The following is a 24090-nucleotide window of genomic DNA, read 5'->3' as shown; positions in this document are numbered from 1 at the left end:
AATCCACCGCGCATCGCGACCGCCCTGCGAACGACCCTTGGCGCCCGTACCGGCCTCGCCTATGAGGGCGCTTTAATGAATACGCCCCCTACCGGCCTGAACGACGTCCTCGGCAGGACCTTCCCCTTCCCGAAGCGCCACTTCCTGTCCGTGCTGGACCTCAACCCGGTCGAGGTGGCCGGGCTGCTGGACCTGGCCGACAGCTTCGTCTCGCTCAACCGCCAGACCTCGAAGAAGCTCGACCTGCTCAAGGGTCGCACGCTGATGAACCTGTTCTTCGAGAACTCGACCCGCACGCAAAGCTCGTTCGAGCTGGCCGGCAAGCGGCTGGGCGCCGACGTGGTGAACATGAGCCCGCGCTCCTCGTCGATCTCCAAGGGCGAGACCCTGATCGACACGGCCGTGACGCTGAACGCCATGCAGCCCGACCTGCTGGTGGTGCGGCACGCCTCGTCGGGGGCCGCTTCGCTGCTGGCGCAGAAGGTCACCTGCTCGGTGGTCAACGCCGGCGACGGCCAGCACGAACACCCGACCCAGGCCCTGCTGGACATGCTGTCCATGCGCCGCGCCTTCGGCCGTATCGCCGGGTTGAAGGTCGCCATCTGCGGCGACATCCTGCACAGCCGCGTCGCCCGCTCGAACGTCGGCCTCTTGCAGATGATGGGCGCCGAGGTCCGCCTGGTCGGCCCGCCGACCCTGATGCCGGCGGCCGCCGACCGCTGGGGCGCGGCCATCCACCACGACATGCGCAAGGGCATCGAGGGCTGCGACGTGGTGATGATGCTGCGCCTGCAACTCGAGCGGATGGACGGGGTCATGGCCCCCTCGCAACGCGAATATTTCCGTTTCTACGGCCTCGACCGCGAGAAGCTGGGCCACGCCGCCGCGCACGTGCGGGTGATGCATCCCGGCCCGATGAACCGTGGCGTGGAGATCGATTCCGAGGTCGCCGACGATCTCGCCGTCTCGCTGATCCAGGATCAGGTGGAGATGGGCGTGGCCGCCCGCATGGCGGTGCTCGCCTCGCTGGCCGCGCGGCTGAACAACGACTGATGAGCGCCTCGCCTGCCATGACCCAACGCCCGACCGCCTTCGTGAACGCCCGCCTCGTCGATCCGGCCAGCGGCTGGGACGGCCCCGGCGCCCTGTTGGTCCGGGACGGACGAATCGCCGACGTCGCCCAAGGCGGCGATCTCGGGCCGCTGTCGGGCGACATCGAGGTGATCGACGCCAGGGGCGCGATGCTGGCGCCGGGCCTGGTCGACCTGCGGGTCAAGACCGGCGAGCCCGGCTCCGAGCCCAAGGAGACGCTGAAGTCCGCCGCCCTGGCCGCCGCAGCCGGCGGCGTCACCTCCATCGTACTGCAACCGGACACCAATCCGGTGGTCGACGAGCCGGCGGTGGTCGACTTCCTGCTGCGCCGCACGCGCGACATCGAACTGGTGCACGTCTATCCGGCCGGCGCCGCCACCAAGGGCGCCAAGGGCGAACGCATGGCCGAGATCGGCCTGATGCGCGAGGCCGGCTGCGTCTATGTCACCGACGCCGACCGCCCGATCATCGACTCCAAGGTGCTGCGGCGGGTCCTCAGCTACGCTAGGAGCTTCAACACCCTGGTGGCCCACCGTCCGGCCGATCCGTGGCTGTCGACGGGTGCGGCGGCGACCGAGGGCGAGTTCGCCGGACGCATGGGCCTTCCGGGCGTTCCGGCCATCGCCGAGAAGATCATGCTGGAACGCGACCTGGCCCTGGTCGAGTTGACCGGCGCGCCGTTCCTGGTCGACCAGATCACCACCGCCGCAGCCCTGGAGAGCCTGGCGCGCGGCAAGGCCAAGGGCCTGCCGGTGACCGCCACCACCTCGATCAACCACCTGTCGTTCAACGAGGTGGATATCGGCGACTATCGCACCTTCCTGAAGTTCGATCCGCCAGTGCGCAGCGAGGACGACCGCCAGGCGACCATCGAAGCCCTGGCCAGCGGCCTGATCGACATTGTCGTATCGGCCCACGCCCCGGCCCCCGCCGAGGACAAGCGCCTGCCCTTCGACGAGGCAGCCCCCGGCGCGGTCGGCCTGCAGACCCTGCTGTCCGCCTTGCTCTCGTTCCAGGACCGCATTCCGCTGATCGACCTGATGCGCACTGTGACCAGCCGTCCTGCCGAGCTACTGGGCCTGCCCGCCGGCCGCCTGGCGAAAGGCGCCCCTGCGGACCTGGTGCTCTGCGACCTGAACGCCCCCATGGTCGTCGACCTCGACAAGCTCCGATCCAAGTCCCGCAACTCCCCGTTCGACGGGCGGCGGCTGTTCGGCGAAGTGCGCATGACCCTGGTGGACGGGCGCGTGGTCTATCAGGCCTAGGTCAGGGAAACTCGCGGTTGAACCCAGGTCCGCCAGGGGTTATCGATGGTCCGAACAAAAAGGGAACGATCATGACCTATCATGGCGGCTGCCAATGCGGTGCGGTGGCGTTCGAGGCCGATGGCGAGATCGAGCAACTCGTCGAGTGCAACTGCTCGATCTGCAAGCCCAAGGGCTATCTGCTCTGGTTCGTGCCGGAGGCCGACTTCCGGCTGAAGACCGACGAGGCTGCGCTCACCGAGTACCGCTTCAACACCCACAAGATCGGCCACCAGTTCTGCAAGACCTGCGGGGTCTCCACCTTCGGACATGGCCCGGGGATGTACGCAGTCAACGCCCGCACCCTGAGGGATTTCGATGTGGGCAGCGTGCCCGTCCGGGCCGTCGACGGCGCTTCGATGTGACCGCGCCCACGGGTGGAGAGGCCTTCGGCTCGATGGATGACGCGGGCCGGCCGCGGCGCTACGACTGACGCCGGACCTTGGGGGGGAAACATGCCGACCGACTCGCTTAGCCCTGTTCTGATCGCTCTGGCCGTCGTCGGCGGCTATCTGCTCGGCTCCATTCCGTTCGGGGTGATCGCCACCCGGTTGGGCGGAGCCGGCGATGTGCGCAACATCGGCTCGGGCAATATCGGCGCGACCAACGTGCTGCGCACCGGTCGCAAGGACCTGGCCCTCCTCACCCTGCTGGGCGACGGCGGCAAGGGGGCCCTGGCGGTGTTCGTCGCCTGGTGGCTGACGCGGCAGGCGGGCTCGGCGGCCCAGGCGCAACTGACCGCGCTGGCGGGCGGCGCCTCGTTCCTCGGCCACCTGTTCCCGGTCTGGCTGAAGTTCAAGGGCGGCAAGGGGGTGGCGACCTTCTTCGGCACCCTACTGGCCGCGGCCTGGCCGGTCGGAATGGCCGCCGGAGCGACCTGGATCGTCATGGCCTTCCTGTTCCGCATCTCGTCACTGGCCGCGCTCACGGCCGTCGCCCTGGCGCCGGTCTACGTCTTGCTGCTCGATCGCCCCTATCCCATTGCGGTCATGGCGCTGTTCATGGCCGTGCTGATCTACATCCGCCACAAGGACAATATCGGACGGCTGCTCAAGGGCGAGGAGCCCAGGATCGGAGCCAAGAAGAACGAGGCGTCGTGATCCGCACGCTGACGGAAGCCGCCCGCCGCGACTGGCTGCGCCTGGCGCGCACCGAAAATGTCGGCCCGGTCGCCTTCGCCCAATTGATCGCCCGCTATGGCGAGGCCTCCATCGCGCTCGCCGCCCTGCCCGACCTCGCCCGGCGGGGCGGACGCATCTCGCCGTTGGGCGTCCCCTCGCTGGACGATGTCCAGCGCGAGATGCAGGCCGGCGAAGCGCTCGGCGCACGGCTGCTCTGCGCCTGCGAGGCGGACTATCCCGCCACCCTGGCCGCCGTCGATCCACCGCCGCCGGTGCTGTGGGCGCGTGGCGAGATCTCCCTGCTGCATCGGCCCGCCGTCGCCATCGTCGGGGCGCGGGTCGCCTCGGCCGGCGGCCAGAGATTCGCCCGCGGCCTGGCCGCCGACCTGGGCGCGGCCGGCCATGTGGTGACCTCCGGCATGGCGCGCGGCGTCGACGGCGCGGCGCACGAAGGGGCCCTGCCGACCGGGACGGTCGCCGTGCTGGGCGGCGGGATCGACGACGTCTATCCGCACGAACACCGCGATCTTTACGAGCGCATCGTTGCGAAAGGCTGCGTCGTCTCCGAGAACGCGCCCGGCCGCACGGCGACCGCCAAGGACTTTCCGCGCCGCAATCGCATCATCTCGGGCCTGTCGCGCGCGGTGGTGGTGGTCGAGGCCGAACTGCGCTCCGGCTCGCTGATCACCGCGCGGCTGGCGGCCGAACAGGGGCGCGAGGTGCTGGCCGTGCCCGGATCGCCGCTGGACCCGCGCGCCCGCGGCGCCAACGACCTGATCCGCCAGGGAGCGGCGCTCTGCGAGGGCGTCGAAGACGTGCTGCGCGCCCTGGATGGCGTCGGTGGTTTCCGCGAGCCCGAGCGCGCCTTCGCCCCGCCGCCGGCGACGGATCGCGAGATCGACGCCGTGCGCGAAAAGGTCGCCGCCCTGCTCTCGCCTGCTCCCGTCTCCCGCGACGAACTGGTGCGCGCCGCTGGGGCGCCGACGCCGATCGTCATGGCCGCCCTGACCGAACTCGCCCTGGCCGGCCGCGCCGAACTCTCGCCCGGCGGACTTGTCTCAAGTCTCTGACGCCCCCAGTTGACAGCGCCTAGGCGCCGCCCTCACCTTTCGCGCCCTTGATTTCCGGGCGATCGGCCCAGATGCGTCCTATCCGGACGCCCCATATAGAGCGATCATGAACCTCCTCGTCGTCGAGAGCCCGGCCAAGGCCAAGACCATCAACAAGTACCTCGGCTCGGACTTCACAGTCCTGGCGTCCTACGGCCACGTGCGCGACCTGCCGGCCAAGGACGGGTCGGTGAAGCCCGACGAGGACTTCGCCATGTCCTGGGATGTCGACGCTAAGGCCGCCAAGCGGCTGAGCGACATCGCCGAGGCGGCCAAGAAGTCCGACCGCATCATCCTGGCCACCGACCCCGACCGCGAGGGCGAGGCGATCTCCTGGCACGTGCTGGAGGTCCTGCAGAAGAAGCGGGTCCTGAAGGACAAGAAGGTCGAGCGGGTGGTGTTCAACGCCATCACCAAGTCCGCCGTCACCGAGGCGATGAAGTCGCCGCGCCAGATCGACATGGAGCTGGTCGAGGCCTATCTGGCCCGCCGCGCCCTCGACTATCTGGTCGGCTTCACCCTCTCGCCGGTGCTGTGGCGCAAGCTGCCGGGCTCGCGCTCGGCCGGCCGCGTGCAATCGGTAGCCCTGCGCCTGGTCGTCGACCGCGAGCTGGAGATCGAGCGCTTCAAGACCCAGGAATACTGGACCGTCGAGGCCGACGTCTCGGCCGGGGCCGAGCCGTTCCTGGCGCGCCTGGTCAAGCACGAGGGCAAGCGGCTCTCCAAGTTCGACCTGGCGAACGAGGCCGGCGCCAACGCCGCCAAGGCCGCAGTTCAGGCCGCGACCTTCAAGGTCGCCTCCGTCGAGAAGAAGCCCGGCCGCCGCTCGCCGCCGCCGCCCTTCACCACCTCGACCCTGCAACAGGAGGCCGCGCGCAAGCTGGGCTTCTCGGCCCAGCGCACCATGCAGGCGGCCCAGAAGCTCTACGAGGGCGTCGACATCGGCGGCGAGACCGTCGGCCTGATCACCTATATGCGGACCGACGGCGTCCAGGCCGCGCCCGAAGCGCTGGACGAAGCGCGGATGGTCATCGGCGCCGTCTACGGCAAGGACTACGTCCCCGAGAGCGCCCGCATCTACAAGACCAAGGCCAAGAACGCCCAGGAGGCGCACGAGGCCATCCGTCCGACCAGCCTGGCCCGCAACCCCGGCTCGCTGCGGCTGGAAGGCGACCTTGGCCGGCTCTACGAGCTGATCTGGAAGCGCATGATCGCCTCGCAGATGGAGGCCGCGCGGATCGAGCGCACCACCATCGAGCTGGAGAGCCAGGACGGGAAGACCGGCCTGCGCGCCACCGGCCAGGTGGTGCTGTTCGACGGCTATCTCGCCGTCTACGAGGAAGGCCGCGACGACGCCGACGACGAGGAAGGCGGTCGCCTGCCGCAGGTCGCCGAGGGCGCTTCGGCCCGGGTGATCGAGGCGCGCGCCGATCAGCACTTCACCGAACCGCCGCCGCGCTATTCCGAAGCCAGCCTGGTCAAGAAGATGGAGGAGCTGGGGATCGGGCGGCCCTCGACCTACGCTTCGATCCTCACCGTCCTGCGCGACCGCGAATATGTCCGCATGGACAAGAACCGCTTCGTGCCCGAGGACAAGGGCCGGCTGGTCACGGCGTTCCTGGAGCAGTTCTTCTCGCGCTACGTGGAGTACGACTTCACCGCAGCGCTGGAGGAGAAGCTCGACCTGGTCTCGGCCGGGGACATGGACTGGAAGGCGCTGCTGCGCGAGTTCTGGCAGGACTTCCACGCCGCGGTCGGCGAGATCGCCGAGTTGCGCGTCACCAATGTGCTCGACGCGCTGAACGAGGCGCTGGGCCCGCACATCTTCCCCGCCAAGGAAGACGGCTCGGATCCCCGCGCCTGCCCGACCTGCGGCGTCGGCCGGCTCTCGCTGAAGACGGGGAAGTTCGGGGCCTTCATCGGCTGCTCGAACTATCCCGAATGCCGGTTCACCCGCCAGCTCGCCCAATCGGACGACGAGGCGGCCCAGGAGAGCGGCGACCGCGAGCTGGGAATCGATCCGGTCAGCGGCCTGACCGTGTTCCTCAAGGCAGGTCGCTTCGGCCCCTATGTCCAGCTCGGCGAAGGCGACAAGCCGAAACGGTCGAGCCTGCCCAAGGGTTGGTCGGCGGCGGCCATGGACCTGGAGAAGGCGCTGCGCCTGCTGCGGCTGCCGCGCGAGGTGGGTCTGCATCCCGAGGACAACCAGCCGATCAGCGCCGGCATCGGCCGGTTCGGCCCCTTCGTCCTGCACAACGGCACCTACGCCAACCTGCCGAACGTGGACGAGGTGTTCGAGGTCGGCCTCAACCGCGCGGTCGCCCTGCTGGCCGAAAAGCGGGCCGGCGGCGGCCGTCCGGGGCGGGGCGAGGCTGCGGCGCTCAAGGACCTGGGCGCGCACCCGGGCGACGGCGCGCCGGTGAAGGTGCTGGCCGGACGCTATGGGCCCTACATCAAGCACGGCTCGACCAACGCCAATATCCCCAAGGGCAAGGACCCGCAGGACGTCACCTTGGGAGAAGCAGTCGCCCTGCTGGCCGAACGCGAGGCCAAGGGCGGCGGCAAGAAGAAGCCGGCCAAGGCCGCGGCCAAGCCCAAGGCCGAGAAGGCGCCGGCCAAGAAGGCTACAGCGAAGAAACCGGCGGCGAAGAAACCAGCGGCCAAGAAGCCGGCCGCCAAGAAGGCCGCCGAGCCGGTCGACGCCGACAGCGCCCCGCCCTGGGACGAGGAATAGGGCGAGGCCGCGATTCCTGGGCTAGAAGAGGCGAATGGCCAAAGCCCGCATTCCGAAGACCGCCCGTTTCAGCGCCAAGCCGGCCCGCCCGCCCCAGGGGTTGCCCGATCGCGAGACGCTGCTGAAGTTCATCCGCGAGGCGGGCGAGACCGATAAGGCCGACATGGCCAAGGCCTTCGGCCTGAAGGGAAACGACCGCCGCGCTCTGCGCGACATGATCAAGGCGCTGGAGGCCGAGGGTGCGCTGGGCCGGCGCGGCCGCAAGGGCTTTTCTGAGGCCGGCGCCCTGCCCGCCGTCGGCGTCGTCGACGTGGTCGAGCGCGACCCGGACGGCGAACTGCTGGTCAGGCTGACCAAGGGAGAGGATGCGCCGCTGGTGCGGCTGGCGCCCGACCGGCGCGAGGCGGTGGGCGGCGCACCTGGCCTGGGCGACCGGCTGCTGGTCCGCTTCGAGACCCTGGAGAGCGGCGAGCCCGAGGCGCGCATGATCAAGCGGCTGGGCCAGAGCGCCCACCGCATTCTCGGCGTGATCCGCAAGGTCAACCGGCAGGTCCGCGTCGAACCCGTCGACAGGCGCTCCAAGGAGAGCCTGACCCTGGTCCCCGCCGAAGCCGCAAACCTGGAGGACGGCGACCTGGTGCTGGCCCAGGTCACCGCCGAGGCGCGCTATGGCCCCAAACGCGGCAAGGTGCTCGAAGTGGTCGGCCGCGAGGACCAGCCGCGGGCGGCCTCGCTGATCGCCATCTACAGCCATGGCGTTCCCACCGGTTTCTCCCAGGCGGCCGAAGCCGAGGCGCAGGACGCGCAGGAGCCGAGCCTGAAGGGCCGCGAGGACCTGCGCGACGTGCCGCTGGTCACCATCGACCCGCCGGACGCGCGCGACCACGACGACGCGGTCTTCGCCCAGCCCGACACCGACCCGAAGAACGAGGGCGGCTGGATCGTCTGGGTCGCCATCGCCGATGTCGCCGCTTATGTCCGCCCGGGCTCGGCCCTGGACCGCGAGGCGCGGGAGAAGGGCAACTCGACCTATTTCCCCGACCGGGTGGAGCCGATGCTGCCCGAGCGGCTGTCGGCGGGCCTCTGCTCGCTGCGCCAGGGCGAGAACCGAGCCTGCATCGCTGTGCGCATGGTGTTCGGCAAGGACGGGCGCAAGCGCTCGCACCGGTTCATGCGCGGCCTGATGCGCTCGGCGGCCAAGCTCTCCTACGATCAGGCCCAGCGGGCCATCGACGGCTTTCCCGACGACCAGACCAATCCGCTGCTGGAGCCGATCTTGAAGCCCCTGTGGGCGGCCTACGAGGTGATGCTGAAGGGCCGCAAGGCCCGCGCGCCGCTGGCCATCGAAAGCCAGGAGCGCAAGATCGTCCTCAATCCCGAGGGCGAGGTGGTCTCGATCACGCCGCGCGCCTCGCTGGAGGCGCACCGCCTGATCGAGGAGATGATGATCCAGGCGAACGTCAGCGCCGCCGAGACCCTGGAGCAGAAGAAGAGCCCGCTGATCTACCGCGTCCACGACGCACCAGGGTTGGAGAAGCTGCAATCGCTGACCGAGTTCCTCCAGACCATCGGCGTCGCCTGGAACAAGGGCGAGGCGCCGCGCACCGACCGCTTCAACCGACTGCTGGAACAGACGCGCGAGGGACCGCACTCCGAGATCGTCAACGAGGTGGTCCTGCGCACCCAGATGCAGGCCTTCTACGCCACCGACAATATCGGCCACTTCGGGCTGAACCTCGACCGCTACGCCCATTTCACTTCGCCGATCCGGCGCTATGCCGACCTGATCGTGCACCGGGGGCTGATCCGGGCGCTGGGCCTGGGCGACGACGGCTTGAGCGACCGCGACATCGCCACCATGAAGGACACGGCCGAGCAGATCACCAGCGCCGAGCGCCGCTCCATGGCCGCCGAGCGCGATGCGACCGACCGCTATGTCGCCGCCTTCCTGGCCGACCGGGTGGGCGCGGAGTTCGCCGGCCGGATCACGGGCGTCACGCGATTCGGCCTCTTCATCCGGCTGGACGAGACCGGCGCCGACGGCCTCGTGCCGGTCTCCAGCCTCGGTGGAGAATACTTCGTCCACGACGACAAGGCCCACGCCCTGGTCGGCGAGCGGACCGGCCGGCGCTGGCCGCTGGGCATGCGGGTCCAGGTGGAGTTGAAGGAAGCGACGCCCATCACCGGCGGCCTGCTGTTCGAGATGCTGAGCGAACCCCTCCCCGCCGACCCGACCGCGCCGCGGCCGCGCCTGGGCATGCGGGCCCGCACCGAATTCCGCGGCCCCAAGCGCGGCGGCGGGGCCGGCAAGGCGCCGGCGAAGCGCGGAAAACGGCGGTAAAGCTCCTGACGTCAGGCGGCTTGGGGGGCGGCGAGGAAGCCTGGACGGGTCAGGGTGATGCGCTCGTCATCGAGGTCGCGGATGAGATCCTTGCGCCTCAGGCTGTGGGACGCCGCGTCTAGGCGCTCGCCCTCGAAGCCGCGCTGGAGGGCGGCGTCGCGGATCGCCGGCCAGGAAATCGCCTCGCCCGGCCAGATATCGAAGGCGCGCAGAGCCGCCAGAACCGCCCGTTCAGCATCATCGAGGATCTGATCGGACTCGCTGGTCACGAAAGCGACGGCGACGGTCTCGGCCGCCTGTTCGGCCACATCGGGCGCAACCGTCGGTTCGGAGTCGAGCATGCCGCGCGCGATCTCGGCCTCGCCCATCACGATCCGGTCGGCGCCGTGGGCGATGAGGTGCGCAGCCTCCTCCTCCGAATGGGCGCGGGCGATGATCGTGAGGTTCGGCGCGGCCTTGCGGGCATGGTCGACCACGCCGCCGCACTCGAAGCCGTCGGCGATCGCCACGTACATCCGCGAGGCGCGGGCGACACCTGCGGCCTTCAGGACGCGAAGCTCCACGGCCGAACCGACAATGACCTCATATCCCCGCTCGGCCGCCTTGGCGGCGAACTCCGGCTCGGACTCGACCAACACGAAGGCGTGGCCGCGCTCGCGCAGGCCGACGGCCAGGGCCTGGCCCACCTGGCCGTAGCCCACCAGGACCGCGTGCTCGGACAGCGCCGTGGGCAGGAGGTCGTTGGCTGGCTCGGGCGCCTGGTCGACGGGACGGGCCGGCGCCGGTTCGGCGGCCGCCTTCGGCTGGCGCGTGGCCAGGGCGAAGATCAGCGGGTTCAGCATGATCGAGATGATCGCCCCCGCCAGGATCAGGTCGCGCCCCTCGCGCGGCAGGATCTGAAGATCGACGCCCAGCCCCACGAGGATGAACGAGAATTCGCCGATCTGCGCCAGGCTGGCGGCGACGGTGATCGCCGTGGTGTCCGAGCGCCGGAACAGCTTGAGGATGCCATAGGCGGCCAGCGACTTGCCGATGATGACGATGGCCAGGACCGCCAGCACCGTCAGCGGGTGGGCCAGCACCACGAAGGGATTGAACAGCATCCCCACCGACACGAAGAACAACACCGCGAAGGCGTCGCGCAGCGGCAGGGTTTCCTCCGCCGCCCGGTGGCTGAGCTCGGAATCGGCCAGGATCATGCCGGCGAAGAAGGCGCCCAGCGCGAACGAGACGCCGAACAGCATGGCCGCCCCGAAGGCGATGCCGAGCGCGATGGCGAAAACGGCCAGACGGAACAGCTCGCGCGAACCGGTATGGGCGACGTAGTGCAGGACCCAGGGCACGGCCCGGCGCGCCACGATCATCATGAAGGCCACGAAACCGCCGACCTTCAGCACGGTCAGGCCCAGAGGCACGCCCCAGGCGGTCAGGGGATCGCTCGCCCCCTCCCCGGCCTTCATGGCGCCAGCCAGGGCCGGCAGCAACACGAGGGTGAGGACCATGGCCAGGTCCTCGACGATCAGCCAGCCGACGGCGATCTTGCCCCGCTCGGTCTGGATCAACCGCCGATCCTGCAGCGCGCGCAGCAGCACCACCGTCGAGGCGACCGAGAGGGCCAGACCGAAGACCAGGCCCGAGATCAGCGGCCAGCCGAGCAGCGAAGACAGGCCGATGCCGAGCACGGTGGCGACCGCCATCTGGGCGAGCGCGCCGGGCACGGCGACCTTGCGCACGGCCATCAGATCCTTGACCGAGAAGTGCAGCCCGACCCCGAACATCAGCAGGATGACGCCGATCTCCGCCAGTTCGTTGGCGATCTTCTGGTCGGCGACATAGCCGGGCGTGAACGGCCCGACGAGCACGCCCGCCAGCAGGTAGCCTACCAACGGAGAAAGCCTCAGGCGCTGGGCGAGCGCGCCAAAGGCGAAGGCGGCCACGAGGCCGGCGACGATGGTGGCGATCAACGGGGTATGGTGGGGCATGTGCCTCCGTCAGCAGTTTCGTGGGTTCCCACCTCCGAAATTGCGGCGAGAGGGCGTCAGATCAACCGGAAATGATCGCGCGGGCCGGACACATCGGCGTCATCGCGCCCGCCGGCCCAGCGACAGGACCAGCCAGCCGACCAGCGCCCAGCCGGTTCCGAGCGCCCAACCGCCCAGCACGTCGGTCGGCCAGTGGACCCCGAGATAGACGCGGCTGACGCCCACGGCGACGACAAGCCCGACCGCCAGGGCGTAGATCAGCGCCTTGGTCCGCCGGCGCGGCTCGACGCTGGCGACGACCGTAGCCAAGGTCAGGAATACGGCTGCGGCCATGGCCGAATGGCCGGACGGGAAGCTGTGGGAATAGACATAGCCGCCGTGCGCCACGAGATCGGGCCGCTCGCGGCCGTAGAAGGTCTTGAGCCAGTTGGCCGATATCTGCGCGAGGACGACGGTGGCCGCGAAGACCGCCGCTTCCCGCCGGCGCCTGTGGAAGACCAGCAGCAGGGTCGCCACGATCGTCGCCAGGGTGAGGACGGTGAAACCGCCCAGGGCGGTGAGGTCGCGCATCGCCTCCTCCAGCCATCGGGGCCCCAGCGGGTCGTCCGGCCGGCCCGGCGTACGCAGGGCCAGCAGCAGGGCGCGGTCGACGGCCGCCGTCTCGCCCTCGACCACCTCGTCCGCAACCGCCAGGAACAGCCATGGCGCGCCGGCCAGGGCCAGCAGCAGGACGAGGGTGCGGGTCTCGAGCTTGCCCAGCAGCGATTTCAGGCGTTCGATCATCGACGGCGAAGCACGGAGCGCGAAATGAAAACCATGATGTCGTCCTGGCAGGTCTGGGCCCTGATGTCGGCGGGGTTCGCGGCCCTGACCGCCGTGTTCGCCAAGGTTGGAGTGGACAACATCAACTCCGACTACGCCACCTTGATCCGTACAGTGGTCATACTGGGCGTCGCGGCCCTGATCGTCACGGCGACCGGCCAGTGGCAGGCGCCCGGCGCGGTGGGCGGGCGCACCTATCTCTTCCTGGTGCTGTCGGGCCTGGCCACGGGGGCCTCTTGGCTCTGCTATTTCCGGGCGCTGAAGCTGGGGGACGCCGCGCGCGTGGCGCCGCTGGACAAGCTGAGCGTGGTGCTGGTGGCGGTGTTCGGCGCGCTGTTCCTGGGCGAGCGGCTGTCGGGGACCAACTGGGCCGGCGTGGCGCTGATCGCGGCGGGCGCGGTGCTGGTCGCCTGGCGCGGGTGACGCTACGTCGCCGTTTGCAGGACTCGCTCAGGCTCATACAGTTGTTTCATGACCATGACCGAGACGAGACGCGCGCCAGAGGGCGCGCCCATGCGCAAGCCCGGCGCCCGGGCCGTGAAACCCCGCAATGCGGCGACCCTGATCATCGTGCGCCGCGACCGCAAGACGCCGCAGGTGCTGATGGGCAAGCGCAACAGCGGCCACGACTTCATGCCGAACCTGTGGGTGTTCCCCGGCGGGCGGATCGACCGCAGCGACTTCCGCGCGCCGTTCGCCACGGACCTGAAGCCTGAGATCGCCGCCAAGTTCGAGGCCCACATCCCTGCGGCGCGCGGGCGCGCCCTGGCCCTGACCGCCATTCGCGAGACCTGGGAGGAAGCGGGCCTGTTGCTGGCGAAGGACGCGCCAGCGCGGCGGACCAGCGGTCCCTGGCGTGATTTTGTCGCCCAGGGCGTCGCCCCCGACCTGGAGGGGCTGGAGATCGTGGCGCGGGCCGTGACGCCGCCGATGCTGGCCAAGCGATTCGACACCTGGTTCCTGATGGCCGACGCCGAGCGGCTGGTCAGCCTGGAGCGCAAGCCCGACTGCGGGGAACTGGAGGAGATCGCCTGGGTCGATTTCGACGAGGCCCTGGCCCTGCCCCTGCCCAGCGTGACCCGCATGGTGATCGACGAGGCGATCCAGCGGTTGGAGGACCCGACCCGTCCACGCCCCTTCATGCGCTTCCGCGCCGGGCCGCCGCGGGTCAGCGAGCTTTAGATTTCAGATGAGAATTGTTCTCAACTGAGCTTGCGCCCACAGGCCGCCCTTGCTAGTGCGAGACAGTCGCATCCAAAGCAGGAACCTGTCGTCTTGTCGGTATCGGAACTCGTCAACGCCAAACCGGCCATCGACGAGGCAAAGGCGCGCGCCAAGCGCAAGGCCCAGCGCCGCGCGGCGCTGATGCGCCAGATGGTCCAGTGGCACTGGATCAGCGCGGCCGTCTGCCTGATCGGCATGCTGCTGTTCGCCATCACCGGCATTACCCTGAACCATGCCGGCGCCATCGAGGCCAAGCCGCAGACGGTCGAGGTCGAAGGCCAGTTGCCGCCCGAGCTGATCGCCGTGGCCAAGGCCGCCCAGGCCAAGCAAGGCGCCCTGCCCGACGATATCCGCGCCTGGCTGGCCAAGGAAGTTGACGCCAAGGCCCCGAAGGGCGCGGCCGTCGAGTGGACCGACGCCGAGGGCTATGTCGCCCTGCCCCGGCCCGGCGGCGACGGCTGGGTGACCTTCGACGCCGAAACCGGCGAGGTGGTCCACGAAAATACCGACCGCGGCCTGCTGGCCTATCTCAACGACCTCCACAAAGGCCGCAATGCGGGCCTGGCCTGGAGCCTGTTCCTCGACATCTTCGCCATCGGCTGCGTGGTGTTCTGCGCCACCGGGCTGGTGTTGCTGCAACTGCATTCGCACGCTCGGAAGATCACCTGGCCGCTGGTCGGGCTGGGCTTGGTCGTGCCGCTGATCCTCGTCCTTTTGTTCATTCACTGACCGGAGAGCCCATGCGCCTGCCGATCTACACCGCCGCTTTCACCGGGCTGATGGCGAGCCCCGCACTGGCGGCGGACCTGGAGCTGAGCCTCGAGATCCCGCGCCTGACGGTGGCCGAGTACCATCGCCCCTATGTCGCCGTCTGGATCGAGACCCAGGACAAGGCCGCCGTGAAGACCCTGGCGGTCTGGTACGACGTCAAGATGAAGAACCAGGAAGGCGAGAAGTGGCTGAAGGACATGCGCCAGTGGTGGCGCCGGGCCGGCCGCGACATGACCCTTCCCGCCGACGGCGTCAGCGGCGCCACCCGCGCGCCGGGCAAGCATCAGGTGGTGTTCAAGGGCGGCGCCGCGCCGCTGGGGAACCTGCCCGCCGGCCAATACAACCTTGTCGTCGAGGCCGCCCGCGAGGTCGGTGGGACGGAGGTGCTGCGCGCACCGTTCCAATGGCCGCCCAAGGCGCGCGCCACCTCCTCCGCCAAGGGAACCAGCGAACTCGGCGCCATGAGCGTCACCGTCAAGCCGTAAGGATGCCCACCATGACCTTCGCCCGCCGCGGCGCGCTCGCCGCCGTCTCCGTCATCGCCGCCCTCGCCATTCCGGCGGCGGCCAGCGCCCACCGCCAATGGCTGCTGCCCTCGGCCACCGTGCTGTCGGGCGCTGATCCCTGGATCTCGGTCGACGCGGCCGTCTCCAACGACCTGTTCTATTTCGACCACGTGCCGATGCGCACCGATGCGATCACCGTCATCAACCCCGACGGCTCGAAGGGCGAGATCAAGAACCCGGCGACCGGCAAGTATCGCAGCACCTTCGACGTGCAGCTTTCCCAGCCCGGCACCTACAAGATCGTCAACACTGGCGAAGGCGCCAGCGCCTCCTACAAGCTGGGCGGCGAGGTCAAGCGCTGGCGCGGCAGCGCCGCCGAACTGGCCACGGCGATCCCGAAGGAGGCCACCGAGGTCAAGATCATGGAAAACGCGCGCCGGGTCGAAACCTTCGCCACCCGCGGCGCCCCGACCAAGGAAGCCCTGAAGCCGACCGGCCGCGGCCTGGAGCTGGAGCCGGTCACCCATCCGAACGACCTGGTGGCCAGCGAACCGGCGACCTTCAAGCTGGTGCTGGACGGCAAGCCGGCGGCGAACGTCGAGGTCGAGGTGGTGCAAGGCGGCAGCCGCTACGCCAAGGCCGCCGAGTTGAAGGTGAAGACCGACGCGACTGGCGCCTTCACCATCAATTGGCCGTCGGCGGGCATGTACTGGCTGGAAGCGGGCGTGCGGGGCGGGACCAGCACGATCCCCAACGCCGAGCGTAGCGCCTCCTACGTGACGACCCTGGAAGTCCTGCCCGACTAGGGCCGAATGCGGATCGCCGTCCCGCTGGACCTGTCGCCGGAGGCCGCAAGGCCGCCCGGCGGCGTCCTGGCCAGCTTCGGCGGTCCGACCATGGGCGTCGCCTGGACCGTGAAGGCCGCCGTTCCCGAAGGGTTCGACACCGACGGCGTCCAGGCGCAGGTGCAGGGGCTGCTGAACCGCATCGTCGGCCAGATGAGCACCTGGGAGCCGGCCTCCGACATCAGCCGCTTCAACGCCCTGCCAGCCGGCGGCTGGATCGACATGCCCGCCGCCTTCGCCCACGTGCTGACCCGCAGCCTGCATTGGGCCGAGCTGAGCGGGGGCGCCTTCGACCCCACCGCCGGACGGCTGGTGGACCTGTGGGGATTCGGCCCCGCTGGCGCGGTCGCGACGCCCCCCTCCAAGCCCGACCTCGACAAGGCCTTGAACGCCTGCGGCTGGGACCGGCTGGCGGTGGACGGGACGCGGGCCTACCAGCCGGGCGGCCTCTCCCTCGACTTTTCCGGCATCGCAAAGGGGTTCGCGGTCGACGAGGCGTCGCGGGCCCTCACCCAGCTCGGCTTGCCGCACCACCTGGTCGAGATCGGCGGCGAACTGCGGGGCCAGGGCGTGAAACCTGACGGTCAGCCCTGGTGGGCCGATATCGAGGCGCCGCCCGAAACGCCCCTGCCCGGCGGCCCGATCCGCGTCGCCCTGTACGGGCTTTCCATTGCGACATCCGGCGACTATCGCCGCAGCTTCACCCACGCAGGGCGGCGCTACGCCCACACGCTCGACCCAAGGACCGGCGCCCCCGTCCGCCACGGCCTGCGGGCGGTGACGGTGCTGGACCGGACCTGCATCGACGCAGACGCCCTCTGCACCGTGCTGGGCGTGCTGGGCCCGGTGGAGGGGCCGGTTTTCGCACAGGCCCATGGCCTGGCCGCCTATTTCCTGCTTGAAGACGGCGAGTTCCTGAGCCCGCGGCTGGCCGCGATGATCGACTGAGCGCGCCATCGAAGGTTTTTCCCAAGGCCGCATTGACTTTGGAACGCGGATTCGTATTGTCCGCGGCTCTTTAGAACACCTGCCGGCTCGCCCGGCCCCGAGGACCGATCATGGCGAAGCCCGCTTCCATCAAGATCCGCCTGAACTCGTCGGCGGACACCGGCTACTTCTACGTCACCAAGAAGAACGCCCGCACCAAGACCGAAAAGCTGGTCATGATGAAGTACGACCCGGTCGTGCGGAAGCATGTGGAATTCAAGGAAGGCAAGATCAAATAGGTCTTCCGCAGACTCTCCAGTCTGTCTGAACGCCCGGCCCGCCATGGCCGGGCGTTTTTCATTGCGCACCGCTATGATGAGGCCATGGCGCAGCTCACTCCCCCAGCTTCCGGCGTCCGCAGTTCCGGCGGACCAGCATGACCTCGCATCGGAACATCTGGCTGGGCGTCGGCTGCGGCCTGCTGGCCGGGGCCTTCTGGGGGCTGGTGTTTCTGGCGCCGGAACTGGCTTCCGACTTCTCGCCGCTGGAGCTGGCCGCCGGGCGCTACCTGGCCTACGGGGCCTTCGCCGTAGCCCTGCTGGCGCCGCGCTGGCGCAGCGTGCTGGCCCATCTCGGCCGCCGGGAATGGCTGGCGCTTAGCGGCCTCAGCCTGCTCGGCAACACCCTCTATTACGTGCTGCTGGCGGGCGGGGTGCAGATGGGCGGCGTGGCCATGACCTCGGTGGTCATCGGCTTCCTGCCGGTGATGGTGACGACGATCGGGGCCTTCGACCATGGCGCGGTGCGGCTGCGCAAGCTGGCGCCGTCGCTGGTCCTGGGGGCTGCGGCCGTGGCCTGCATCGGCTGGCAGTCGCTGCGCAGCGCCGCAGACGGCGCGCATCCGCAGGCGGCGCTAGGCCTGCTCTGCGCCACCGGCGCCCTGGCGAGCTGGACCGCCTATGCCGTGTTGAACGGGCGCTGGCTGGCGAAGCTCGACCATATCTCGGCGGGGGACTGGAGCCTGCTGACCGGCGTCGCCACCGGCGCTCAGGCGGTCGTCCTTGCTCTCCTCGCCGCCGTCGTGGTGACCGGCGTTCACGACGCGCCGGCCTGGGCGCGTTTTCTAGCGGTCTCGGCCGGTGTGGCGCTCTTCGCCTCGATCGTCGGCAACGCCCTTTGGAACCACGCCAGCCGCCTGCTGCCCATGACCCTGGTCGGACAGATGATCGTCTTCGAAACCCTGTTCGCCCTCACCTACGGCTTCCTGTGGGAGGCGCGCGCGCCGACCCTGGCCGAAGCCGCCGCCATCGCCTTGATGCTGGCCAGTGTGCTGACCTGCGTCTCCGCCCACCGCAAGCCGGAGTTTACCCATGCCTGAGATCGCTCCAGCCTCGCCTGAGATCGTCTATGACGTGTTCGCCAGCGTCGACATCCGCGCCGGCACGGTGCAGACCGCCGAACCGTTCCCCGAGGCGCGCAAGCCCGCCTATCGCCTGACCATCGACTTCGGCCCGACCATCGGGGTCAAGAAAAGCTCGGCCCAGATCACCGACCTCTACACCCTGGAAGAGCTGGTCGGCCGCAAGGTGATGGCGGTGGTCAATTTCCCGCCGCGTCAGATCGGGCCGGTGCGCTCCGAGGTGCTGGTGCTGGGCTTCCCGGACGCCGAAGGACGGATCGTGCTGGCTGCGCCGGACAGCGAAGTCCCCGACGGCGCCCGCCTAGGCTAGAACCTGGGCCGCTGGCGCCCGAGCAGCGAGAAGATCAGGCCGGCGACGGTGATCGCGAACATCGCGCCGATGATCTGCGTCAGGCGCGACTCGCGCAGCGTGACGCCGCCCTGCAGCACCCCTTCCAGGTGGCCGAAGAACGACATCCAGAACATGGCGCAGGCAAAGCCCCAGCCGGCGCCGAGCCAATGCCGCGAGCCGCCGCGCAGCACGATGGCCCCGCCTACCACCAGCAGGCCGGCCGCCACGTAGTCCACGACCCAGAACGGCCACCATTGCCAGTCGCCCCAGTTGCGCACGGCCTCCAGCACGGCCAGGGCCAGGCCGAACAGAACCGCCATCCATGCTGATATCTTGAGCATCGCTTTCCCCCCGACGAACCGGGGGGCAGCTTGGACTCGTCCCTGAGGGTTGGAAAGCCGTCAGGCCGCGCGGGAGACGACCTTGTTGCGGCCTTGGGCCTTGGCCTCGTAGACGCCTTCGTCGGCGCGCTTGAGCAGGGCTTCGGGCTTGTCCCCGGCCCCCAGGGTGGCGGCCACCCCCACCGAAATGGTGACGCTGAGCAGTTCGGCGCCGCGCTTCACGCGGAAGGGAGAGCCGGCGACGTGCAGGCGAATCCGCTCGGCGATGCGTTCAGCGTCCTCGAGCCTGGTGTCGGGCATGACCACGACGAACTCCTCGCCGCCATAGCGGCACGGCAGGTCGACGGCGCGGACGTTGGAGGCCAGGCGCACGGCGAATTCGCGCAGCACCTCGTCGCCGACATCGTGGCCGTAGCCGTCGTTGATCTTCTTGAAGTGGTCGATGTCGATCAGCAGGCAGGCGACCTGGTCGCCGCCGTGCGAGGCGCGGCGCACCAGCGCCTCGAGCTGGCCGACCATGTAGCGGCGATTGTGCAGGCCGGTGAGCTGGTCGGTGACGGCCAGTTCCAGCGAGTGGTCTAGGTTGTCGCGCAGATAGTCGGTGTAGCGCTTGCGGCGGATCTGGGTCCGGGCGCGGGCGGCCAGCTCCTGCGGGTCGATCGGCTTGGGCAGGATGTCGTTGACGCCGATCTCCAGCGCCTTCACCAACCGCGCCCGTTCGTCGAAGTCGACGATGGCCAGCACCGGCAGGTGGCGCGTCGCCTCGTCCGAGCGAAGCTGGGCGGCGAACCGCAGGCCATCGAAGCTGCGCGAGGTGGCGTTGACGATGATGAGATCGACCGGCCCCTTGGCGGTCATCAGCGCCTTTTCGGCGTCGCCCTCGACCACCGGGCGGTGTTCGATGGCGAGCTCTGTGGCCACCCGCTGGGCCTGGCGCTCGTGATCATCGACGATCAGCACTCGGCCGCCGGTCCCGCCCAGGCGCGAGGCCGCGCCAGCGATGACGCCGATCCGACGGCCCGACGCCTCGCGCGTGCGCAGTTCGTCTATGACCATCTTCAGCCGGGTCAGGCTGCGCACCCGGGCGAACAGCATGACGTCGTCGATGGGCTTGGTGAGGAATTCGTCGGCGCCTGCCTCCAGGCCGGCGATGCGATCGGCGCGGCCGTCGAGGGCGGTGACCAGCACCACCGGCACGTGGCGCGTCTCCGGGTCGTCCTTCAGCCGGCGGCAGACCTGGAACCCGTCCATGCCGGGCATCATCACGTCGAGCAGCACGATGTCCGGCTTTTCCTGGGCGGCGATGGCCAGGGCGGTCGGCCCGTCGCTGGCGGTCAGCACCTCGTAATACTCGGCCGTCAGCTTGGCTTCGAGCAGGCGGACATTGGCTTCAATGTCATCGACGACGAGGATGCGCGCGGACATGGCTGGGGACTAACTCAACAGACGCCTTATCGTATCGAGAAAGTGCGACACTGAAATGGGTTTCGAGATGTAGGCCTCGCAGCCGCCCTCGCGGATGCGTTCCTCATCGCCCTTCATGGCGAAGGCGGTCACCGCCACGACGGGAATCGCCGCCAGCTCGTCGTCCTCCTTCAGCCACTTGGTGACCTCCAGGCCGGAAATCTCCGGGAGCTGAATATCCATCAGGATGAGATCGGGACGATGTTCGCGCGCAAGCGCCAGGGCTTGCAGTCCCTCGCGGGTCTGCAGGGTCTCGTAGCCCTGGGCGTCGAGCAGATCATGAAACAGCTTCATGTTCAGCTCGTTATCCTCGACGATGAGGACCTTCTTGGTCATTTTCGTCTCGATGATGCTTCGAGCCCGCGATCCGCCGCCGACCCCACCTTTGGATCGTTAATCCCACGGATATCCTTAAACTCGCGTTAGCCCAGACCGGAGGTCCCGTTGGCCGTCTCCACCGTTCCGTCGCCACCGCCGAGAGCGCCCGTTCTGTCGGATATGGGCGTGGATCCGACCCGTCCGCTGGTGCTGGTCGACGTGGACGAGGTGCTGGGGCTGTTCATGCGGGGGTTCGGGCGATTCCTCGAAGGCCGCGGCCTGGAGTTTCGCGTCGACCGCTTCGCCCTGTTCCAGAACATCTACCGGCCTGGCGAGGACCAGCATCTGGCCGTCGAGGAAGGCAAGGCGCATTTCGACGACTTCTTCCGCCTGGGCTGCGGCGACATGGAGCCGGCGCCGGGCGGGGCCCAGGCGCTGAGGACCCTGTCGCGCCGGGCCAACGTGGTGATCCTGACCAATGCACCGGGCGCAGGGCGCCTGGCGCGGGCGCGGTGGCTGGGCCGTCACGGCCTCGACTATCCGTTGGTGCTGAACTCCGGGCCCAAGGGACCTATCGCGGCTGGCCTGGTCGCGCAGGTCGGCGGGCCTGCGGCCTTCGTGGACGATCTGATCTCGAACCTGGACTCGGTGGCCGAGCGTGCGCCGGCGGTCAACCGGTTCCAGATGGTGGCCGATCCGCGCCTGCAGCCCCTGGCGCCGGCCGCCCCCGACCGCCACAGGCGCATCGACGACTGGGACGAGCTGCGCGAGGCGATCGAAACGGCGGTGCTGCGATGAAGGAGCCTGCGCTTCATCGCCTGGGGCCGGGCGTTCGGTTGCCGAACCGCCTGGGTGCTGACCGAACCCGACAATGTTGAAGGTCGCGGCTTCCATGACGCCGGCGGCGCGACCGCAAACCTGGCCATCATGTACGAATACGAGCCCTAAACGACGATCTTCGCCACCGCCTCATGCGCCGAGCGTTGAACTGGAGCGCGAAACGGAACAAACCATGACCCGATGATCAGGATCGGCGTGGACTTCGGCGGCACCAAGATCGAGGCGGCGGCGCTGGACGCCGAGGGCCGTTTCGTCGCGCGCGTGCGCCGCCCTTCGCCGCGGGAATACCGGGCCGGGCTGGAGGCGACGCGCGAAGCGGTGCTGGAGGCCGAGCGGCAGGCCGGCATGCGGGCGGCCCGGATCGGCGTGGGCGGCCCCGGCTCGCCTTCTCCCGCTGGCGGCCTGATGCGCAACGCCAACTCCACCGAACTCAACGGCCGCCCGTTCCCCGCCGATCTGGCGCAAGCGCTGGAGCGGCCGGTGCGCTATGCGAACGACGCCAATTGCCTGGCTCTTTCGGAAGCCGTCGACGGGGCGGGCGCGGACGCCGAGGTGGTGCTGGCGCTGATCCTGGGGACGGGCTGCGGCGCGGGCGTCACGGTTGGGCAGCGCATCCTGGAAGGCCGTAACGGCTTCGCCGGCGAGTGGGGGCACATGCCCCTGCCCTGGCCGACCTTGGCCGAGCATCCGGGGCCTGCCTGCTGGTGCGGGCGCAGGGGCTGTATGGAACTGTGGGTCTCAGGCCCGGGCTTCTCCAGGGACCATGGCGGCGGGCTTTCGGGCGAACAGATCATCGCTGCCGCGCGCAACGGCGAGCGCGCCTCGACGGCGGCGCTCGACCGCTATGTCGACCGGCTGGCGCGAGGCCTGGCCGTGGTCTGCGACGTGCTGGACCCCGACGTCATCGTGCTGGGCGGCGGCATGTCCAACGTCGGAGAGCTTTATGCGCGCCTGCCGGCCGCCATTGCGCCCCTGGTGTTCTCCGACGTGTTCGAAACGCCGGTGCGGCCGGCGATGCACGGGGATTCATCGGGTGTGCGCGGCGCGGCCTGGCTGTGGCCGCTGGAACCGTGAGCGCGATCTGCCGCGACTGCTTCCGGCGCGGCGCGTTCGAGCGCCGGTGCCCGGCCTGCGGATCGCCGCGGATCGTCTCGCACGCCGAACTGGAAAGCCTCGCCATCGCCCATATGGACTGCGACGCCTTCTACGCCTCGGTCGAGAAGCGCGACCGGCCGGAGTTGCGCGACCAGGCGCTGATCGTCGGCGGCGGCAAGCGCGGGGTGGTGACCACCTGCTGCTACATCGCCCGGATCAGCGGCGTTCGCTCGGCGATGCCGATGTTCAAGGCGCGCCAGCTCTGCCCCCAGGCGGTGATCCTCAAGCCCGACTTCGCCAAGTACCGCGCCGAGAGCCGCAGGATCATGGAGATGATCCGCGACCTGACGCCCCTGGTCCAGCCGCTGTCGCTGGACGAGGCCTGGATGGACCTGTCGGGCACCGAGCGGCTGCACGGCGCTCCGCCGGCCGAAACCCTGATGCGGCTGCAGGCCAGGATCGAGGCCGAGATCGGGATCACCGTCTCCATCGGCCTGGCGTCCAACAAGTTCCTCGCCAAGATCGCTTCGGACCTCGACAAGCCTCGCGGCTTTTCCGTGATCGGCGCGGGAGAAGCCCAGGCTTTCCTGGCCGGCAGACCGGTGGGGATCATTCCAGGCGTCGGCCCCGCCATGGTGAAGTCCCTGGAAGGCGCGGGCTTCTCGAAGGTGGGCGACATCGCCCGCGCCGACCTGAAAATGCTGGTTGCGCGGTTCGGCGCGCAGGGGATGCGGCTGCACGGCCTGGCCCACGGCCGCGACGCCCGGAAGGTCAATCCCAACGAGGAGCGCAAGGGCATCAGCGCCGAGACCACCTTCAACGAGGATCTCTCCGCCCTCGCCGACCTGGAAGACAAGCTCGCCCCGTTGTGCGAGCGCGTGGCCCGGCAAGCGCGGGCCGGCGGGATCGCCGGGCGCGTGGTGACGCTGAAGCTGCGGCGCACCGACTTCAAGATCGTCACCCGTCGCCGCGCCCTGCCCGTCCCGACCCAGACGGCCAAGACCCTGTTCGCCGTGACGCGCGAGCTGCTGGCCAGGGAGGCCGACGGGCGACCATGGCGGCTGATCGGAGTGGGACTGGCCGAACTGCTTGACGCGAGCAGCGTGGAACATGATCTCTTCGCCGGCGCCGAGCGCAGGGCGCTGACCGAAGAACAGACGGTGGACAGGCTGAGGGCGCGATTCGGACCGGGCACCGTCACTTCGGGGCGTGCGCTGGGCGCGAAACGCACGCCTGACGATTGAGCAACGCTGCGTTCCCTAACGTCGGACGTGACAAAAACACGCGGATGACGCAGTTGGGACGACCCAGCGGCATTTCAACCCTTCCATACCGCATCCTTTTCCATATCTAATCCTTAGTAGCGGAGGGCGTTCGCCCTCAGGAGACCTGTGCGATGGCCGAGCGAAAGCAAGGTGATCAAGATACGGGCGTCCGCTCGGCGGTCATCACTCAGACCAAGCCGAAGACGCAGAAGCCGTCGATGTATCGCGTGCTCATCCT

24 protein-coding genes are annotated in these 24090 nt (G+C 69.3%); 19 read left to right on the top strand and 5 right to left on the bottom strand.

The window, feature by feature from the left end; translation table 11 throughout:
• Window positions 1-75: 75 nt before the first annotated feature.
• From ACE3TL_RS10720 to rnr, 7 genes are all read left to right on the top strand, one after another.
• Window positions 76-1053, top strand: a complete 978-nt coding sequence (locus ACE3TL_RS10720; protein ID WP_374578681.1) for an aspartate carbamoyltransferase catalytic subunit — start codon at window positions 76-78, stop codon at window positions 1051-1053.
• Window positions 1053-2357, top strand: a complete 1305-nt coding sequence (gene pyrC, locus ACE3TL_RS10715; protein ID WP_374578679.1) for a dihydroorotase — start codon at window positions 1053-1055, stop codon at window positions 2355-2357. The genes ACE3TL_RS10720 and pyrC overlap by 1 nt, the downstream gene beginning before the upstream one ends.
• A gap of 71 nt (window positions 2358-2428) precedes the next feature.
• Complete coding sequence (locus ACE3TL_RS10710) at window positions 2429-2761, top strand: GFA family protein (RefSeq protein ID WP_374578678.1); 333 nt, start codon at window positions 2429-2431, stop codon at window positions 2759-2761.
• 90 nt (window positions 2762-2851) lie between these two features.
• Entirely contained in the window at window positions 2852-3496 is a 645-nt protein-coding gene (gene plsY, locus ACE3TL_RS10705; RefSeq protein ID WP_374578677.1) for a glycerol-3-phosphate 1-O-acyltransferase PlsY, read from the top strand.
• Window positions 3493-4587, top strand: a complete 1095-nt coding sequence (gene dprA, locus ACE3TL_RS10700; RefSeq protein ID WP_374578676.1) for a DNA-processing protein DprA — start codon at window positions 3493-3495, stop codon at window positions 4585-4587. Before plsY ends, dprA begins: the two co-directional genes overlap by 4 nt.
• 106 nt (window positions 4588-4693) lie before the next feature.
• Window positions 4694-7360 (top strand): type I DNA topoisomerase, encoded by a 2667-nt coding sequence (gene topA, locus ACE3TL_RS10695; protein ID WP_374578675.1) that lies wholly within the window; start codon window positions 4694-4696, stop codon window positions 7358-7360.
• A gap of 34 nt (window positions 7361-7394) precedes the next feature.
• A complete protein-coding gene (rnr, locus tag ACE3TL_RS10690) occupies window positions 7395-9701 on the top strand; it encodes a ribonuclease R (protein WP_374578674.1) in 2307 nt (768 codons plus the stop codon).
• An 11-nt stretch (window positions 9702-9712) separates the two neighbouring features.
• Here rnr and ybaL read toward each other — a convergent pair whose 3' ends face one another.
• Window positions 9713-11683 (bottom strand): YbaL family putative K(+) efflux transporter, encoded by a 1971-nt coding sequence (gene ybaL, locus ACE3TL_RS10685; protein WP_374578673.1) that lies wholly within the window; start codon window positions 11681-11683, stop codon window positions 9713-9715.
• Between the two features lie 99 nt (window positions 11684-11782).
• Window positions 11783-12466: a phosphatase PAP2 family protein gene (locus ACE3TL_RS10680; protein WP_374578672.1), complete on the bottom strand. Its 684-nt coding sequence runs from the start codon at window positions 12464-12466 to the stop codon at window positions 11783-11785.
• Between the two features lie 24 nt (window positions 12467-12490).
• Here ACE3TL_RS10680 and ACE3TL_RS10675 point away from each other — a divergent pair, with 24 nt between their 5' ends.
• The 9 genes from ACE3TL_RS10675 to ACE3TL_RS10635 all read left to right on the top strand — a co-directional run bounded on the left by ACE3TL_RS10675 (window position 12491) and on the right by ACE3TL_RS10635 (window position 18508).
• On the top strand, window positions 12491-12928 hold the full coding sequence (locus ACE3TL_RS10675; protein ID WP_374578671.1) for an EamA family transporter: 438 nt from the start codon (window positions 12491-12493) through the stop codon (window positions 12926-12928).
• Between the two features lie 90 nt (window positions 12929-13018).
• The gene (locus ACE3TL_RS10670) at window positions 13019-13687 is read left to right on the top strand and encodes an NUDIX domain-containing protein (RefSeq protein WP_374578670.1); all 669 of its coding nucleotides are present in this window, start codon (window positions 13019-13021) and stop codon (window positions 13685-13687) included.
• 93 nt (window positions 13688-13780) lie between these two features.
• Window positions 13781-14458 (top strand): PepSY-associated TM helix domain-containing protein, encoded by a 678-nt coding sequence (locus ACE3TL_RS10665; protein ID WP_374578669.1) that lies wholly within the window; start codon window positions 13781-13783, stop codon window positions 14456-14458.
• An 11-nt stretch (window positions 14459-14469) separates the two neighbouring features.
• Window positions 14470-14985 carry a DUF2271 domain-containing protein gene (locus ACE3TL_RS10660; RefSeq protein WP_374578668.1) on the top strand — a complete coding sequence of 172 codons (516 nt, stop codon included), beginning with the start codon at window positions 14470-14472 and terminating at the stop codon, window positions 14983-14985.
• An 11-nt stretch (window positions 14986-14996) separates the two neighbouring features.
• A complete protein-coding gene (locus ACE3TL_RS10655; protein ID WP_374578667.1) occupies window positions 14997-15812 on the top strand; it encodes a DUF4198 domain-containing protein in 816 nt (271 codons plus the stop codon).
• A 6-nt stretch (window positions 15813-15818) separates the two neighbouring features.
• Window positions 15819-16799, top strand: a complete 981-nt coding sequence (locus ACE3TL_RS10650; protein ID WP_374578666.1) for an FAD:protein FMN transferase — start codon at window positions 15819-15821, stop codon at window positions 16797-16799.
• Window positions 16800-16909: 110 nt separating this feature from the next.
• Window positions 16910-17077 (top strand): 50S ribosomal protein L33, encoded by a 168-nt coding sequence (rpmG, locus tag ACE3TL_RS10645; RefSeq protein WP_056018215.1) that lies wholly within the window; start codon window positions 16910-16912, stop codon window positions 17075-17077.
• A 137-nt stretch (window positions 17078-17214) separates the two neighbouring features.
• Window positions 17215-18156 (top strand): DMT family transporter, encoded by a 942-nt coding sequence (locus ACE3TL_RS10640; protein WP_374578665.1) that lies wholly within the window; start codon window positions 17215-17217, stop codon window positions 18154-18156.
• Complete coding sequence (locus tag ACE3TL_RS10635) at window positions 18149-18508, top strand: tRNA-binding protein (protein ID WP_374578664.1); 360 nt, start codon at window positions 18149-18151, stop codon at window positions 18506-18508. Before ACE3TL_RS10640 ends, ACE3TL_RS10635 begins: the two co-directional genes overlap by 8 nt.
• Here ACE3TL_RS10635 and ACE3TL_RS10630 read toward each other — a convergent pair.
• From ACE3TL_RS10630 to ACE3TL_RS10620, 3 genes are all read right to left on the bottom strand, one after another.
• Window positions 18505-18849 carry a hypothetical protein gene (locus ACE3TL_RS10630; RefSeq protein WP_374578663.1) on the bottom strand — a complete coding sequence of 115 codons (345 nt, stop codon included), beginning with the start codon at window positions 18847-18849 and terminating at the stop codon, window positions 18505-18507. The two genes, ACE3TL_RS10635 and ACE3TL_RS10630, sit on opposite strands and share 4 nt — an antisense overlap.
• A gap of 81 nt (window positions 18850-18930) precedes the next feature.
• The gene (locus tag ACE3TL_RS10625) at window positions 18931-20295 is read right to left on the bottom strand and encodes a PleD family two-component system response regulator (RefSeq protein WP_374578662.1); all 1365 of its coding nucleotides are present in this window, start codon (window positions 20293-20295) and stop codon (window positions 18931-18933) included.
• 9 nt (window positions 20296-20304) lie between these two features.
• Complete coding sequence (locus tag ACE3TL_RS10620; RefSeq protein WP_374532437.1) at window positions 20305-20670, bottom strand: response regulator; 366 nt, start codon at window positions 20668-20670, stop codon at window positions 20305-20307.
• Between the two features lie 162 nt (window positions 20671-20832).
• Here ACE3TL_RS10620 and ACE3TL_RS10615 point away from each other — a divergent pair, with 162 nt between their 5' ends.
• From ACE3TL_RS10615 to ACE3TL_RS10605, 3 genes are all read left to right on the top strand, one after another.
• Window positions 20833-21450: a hypothetical protein gene (locus ACE3TL_RS10615; RefSeq protein WP_374578680.1), complete on the top strand. Its 618-nt coding sequence runs from the start codon at window positions 20833-20835 to the stop codon at window positions 21448-21450.
• 222 nt (window positions 21451-21672) lie between these two features.
• Entirely contained in the window at window positions 21673-22566 is an 894-nt protein-coding gene (locus tag ACE3TL_RS10610; RefSeq protein ID WP_374578661.1) for an ROK family protein, read from the top strand.
• Complete coding sequence (locus ACE3TL_RS10605) at window positions 22563-23831, top strand: DNA polymerase IV (RefSeq protein ID WP_374578660.1); 1269 nt, start codon at window positions 22563-22565, stop codon at window positions 23829-23831. Before ACE3TL_RS10610 ends, ACE3TL_RS10605 begins: the two co-directional genes overlap by 4 nt.
• The last annotated feature ends 259 nt before the right edge of the window (window positions 23832-24090 follow it).

The sequence above is a fragment of the Phenylobacterium sp. genome (assembly GCF_041920015.1).
In the GTDB taxonomy this organism is placed as follows: domain Bacteria; phylum Pseudomonadota; class Alphaproteobacteria; order Caulobacterales; family Caulobacteraceae; genus Phenylobacterium.
This window is presented reverse-complemented; position numbering and strand designations above follow the sequence as displayed.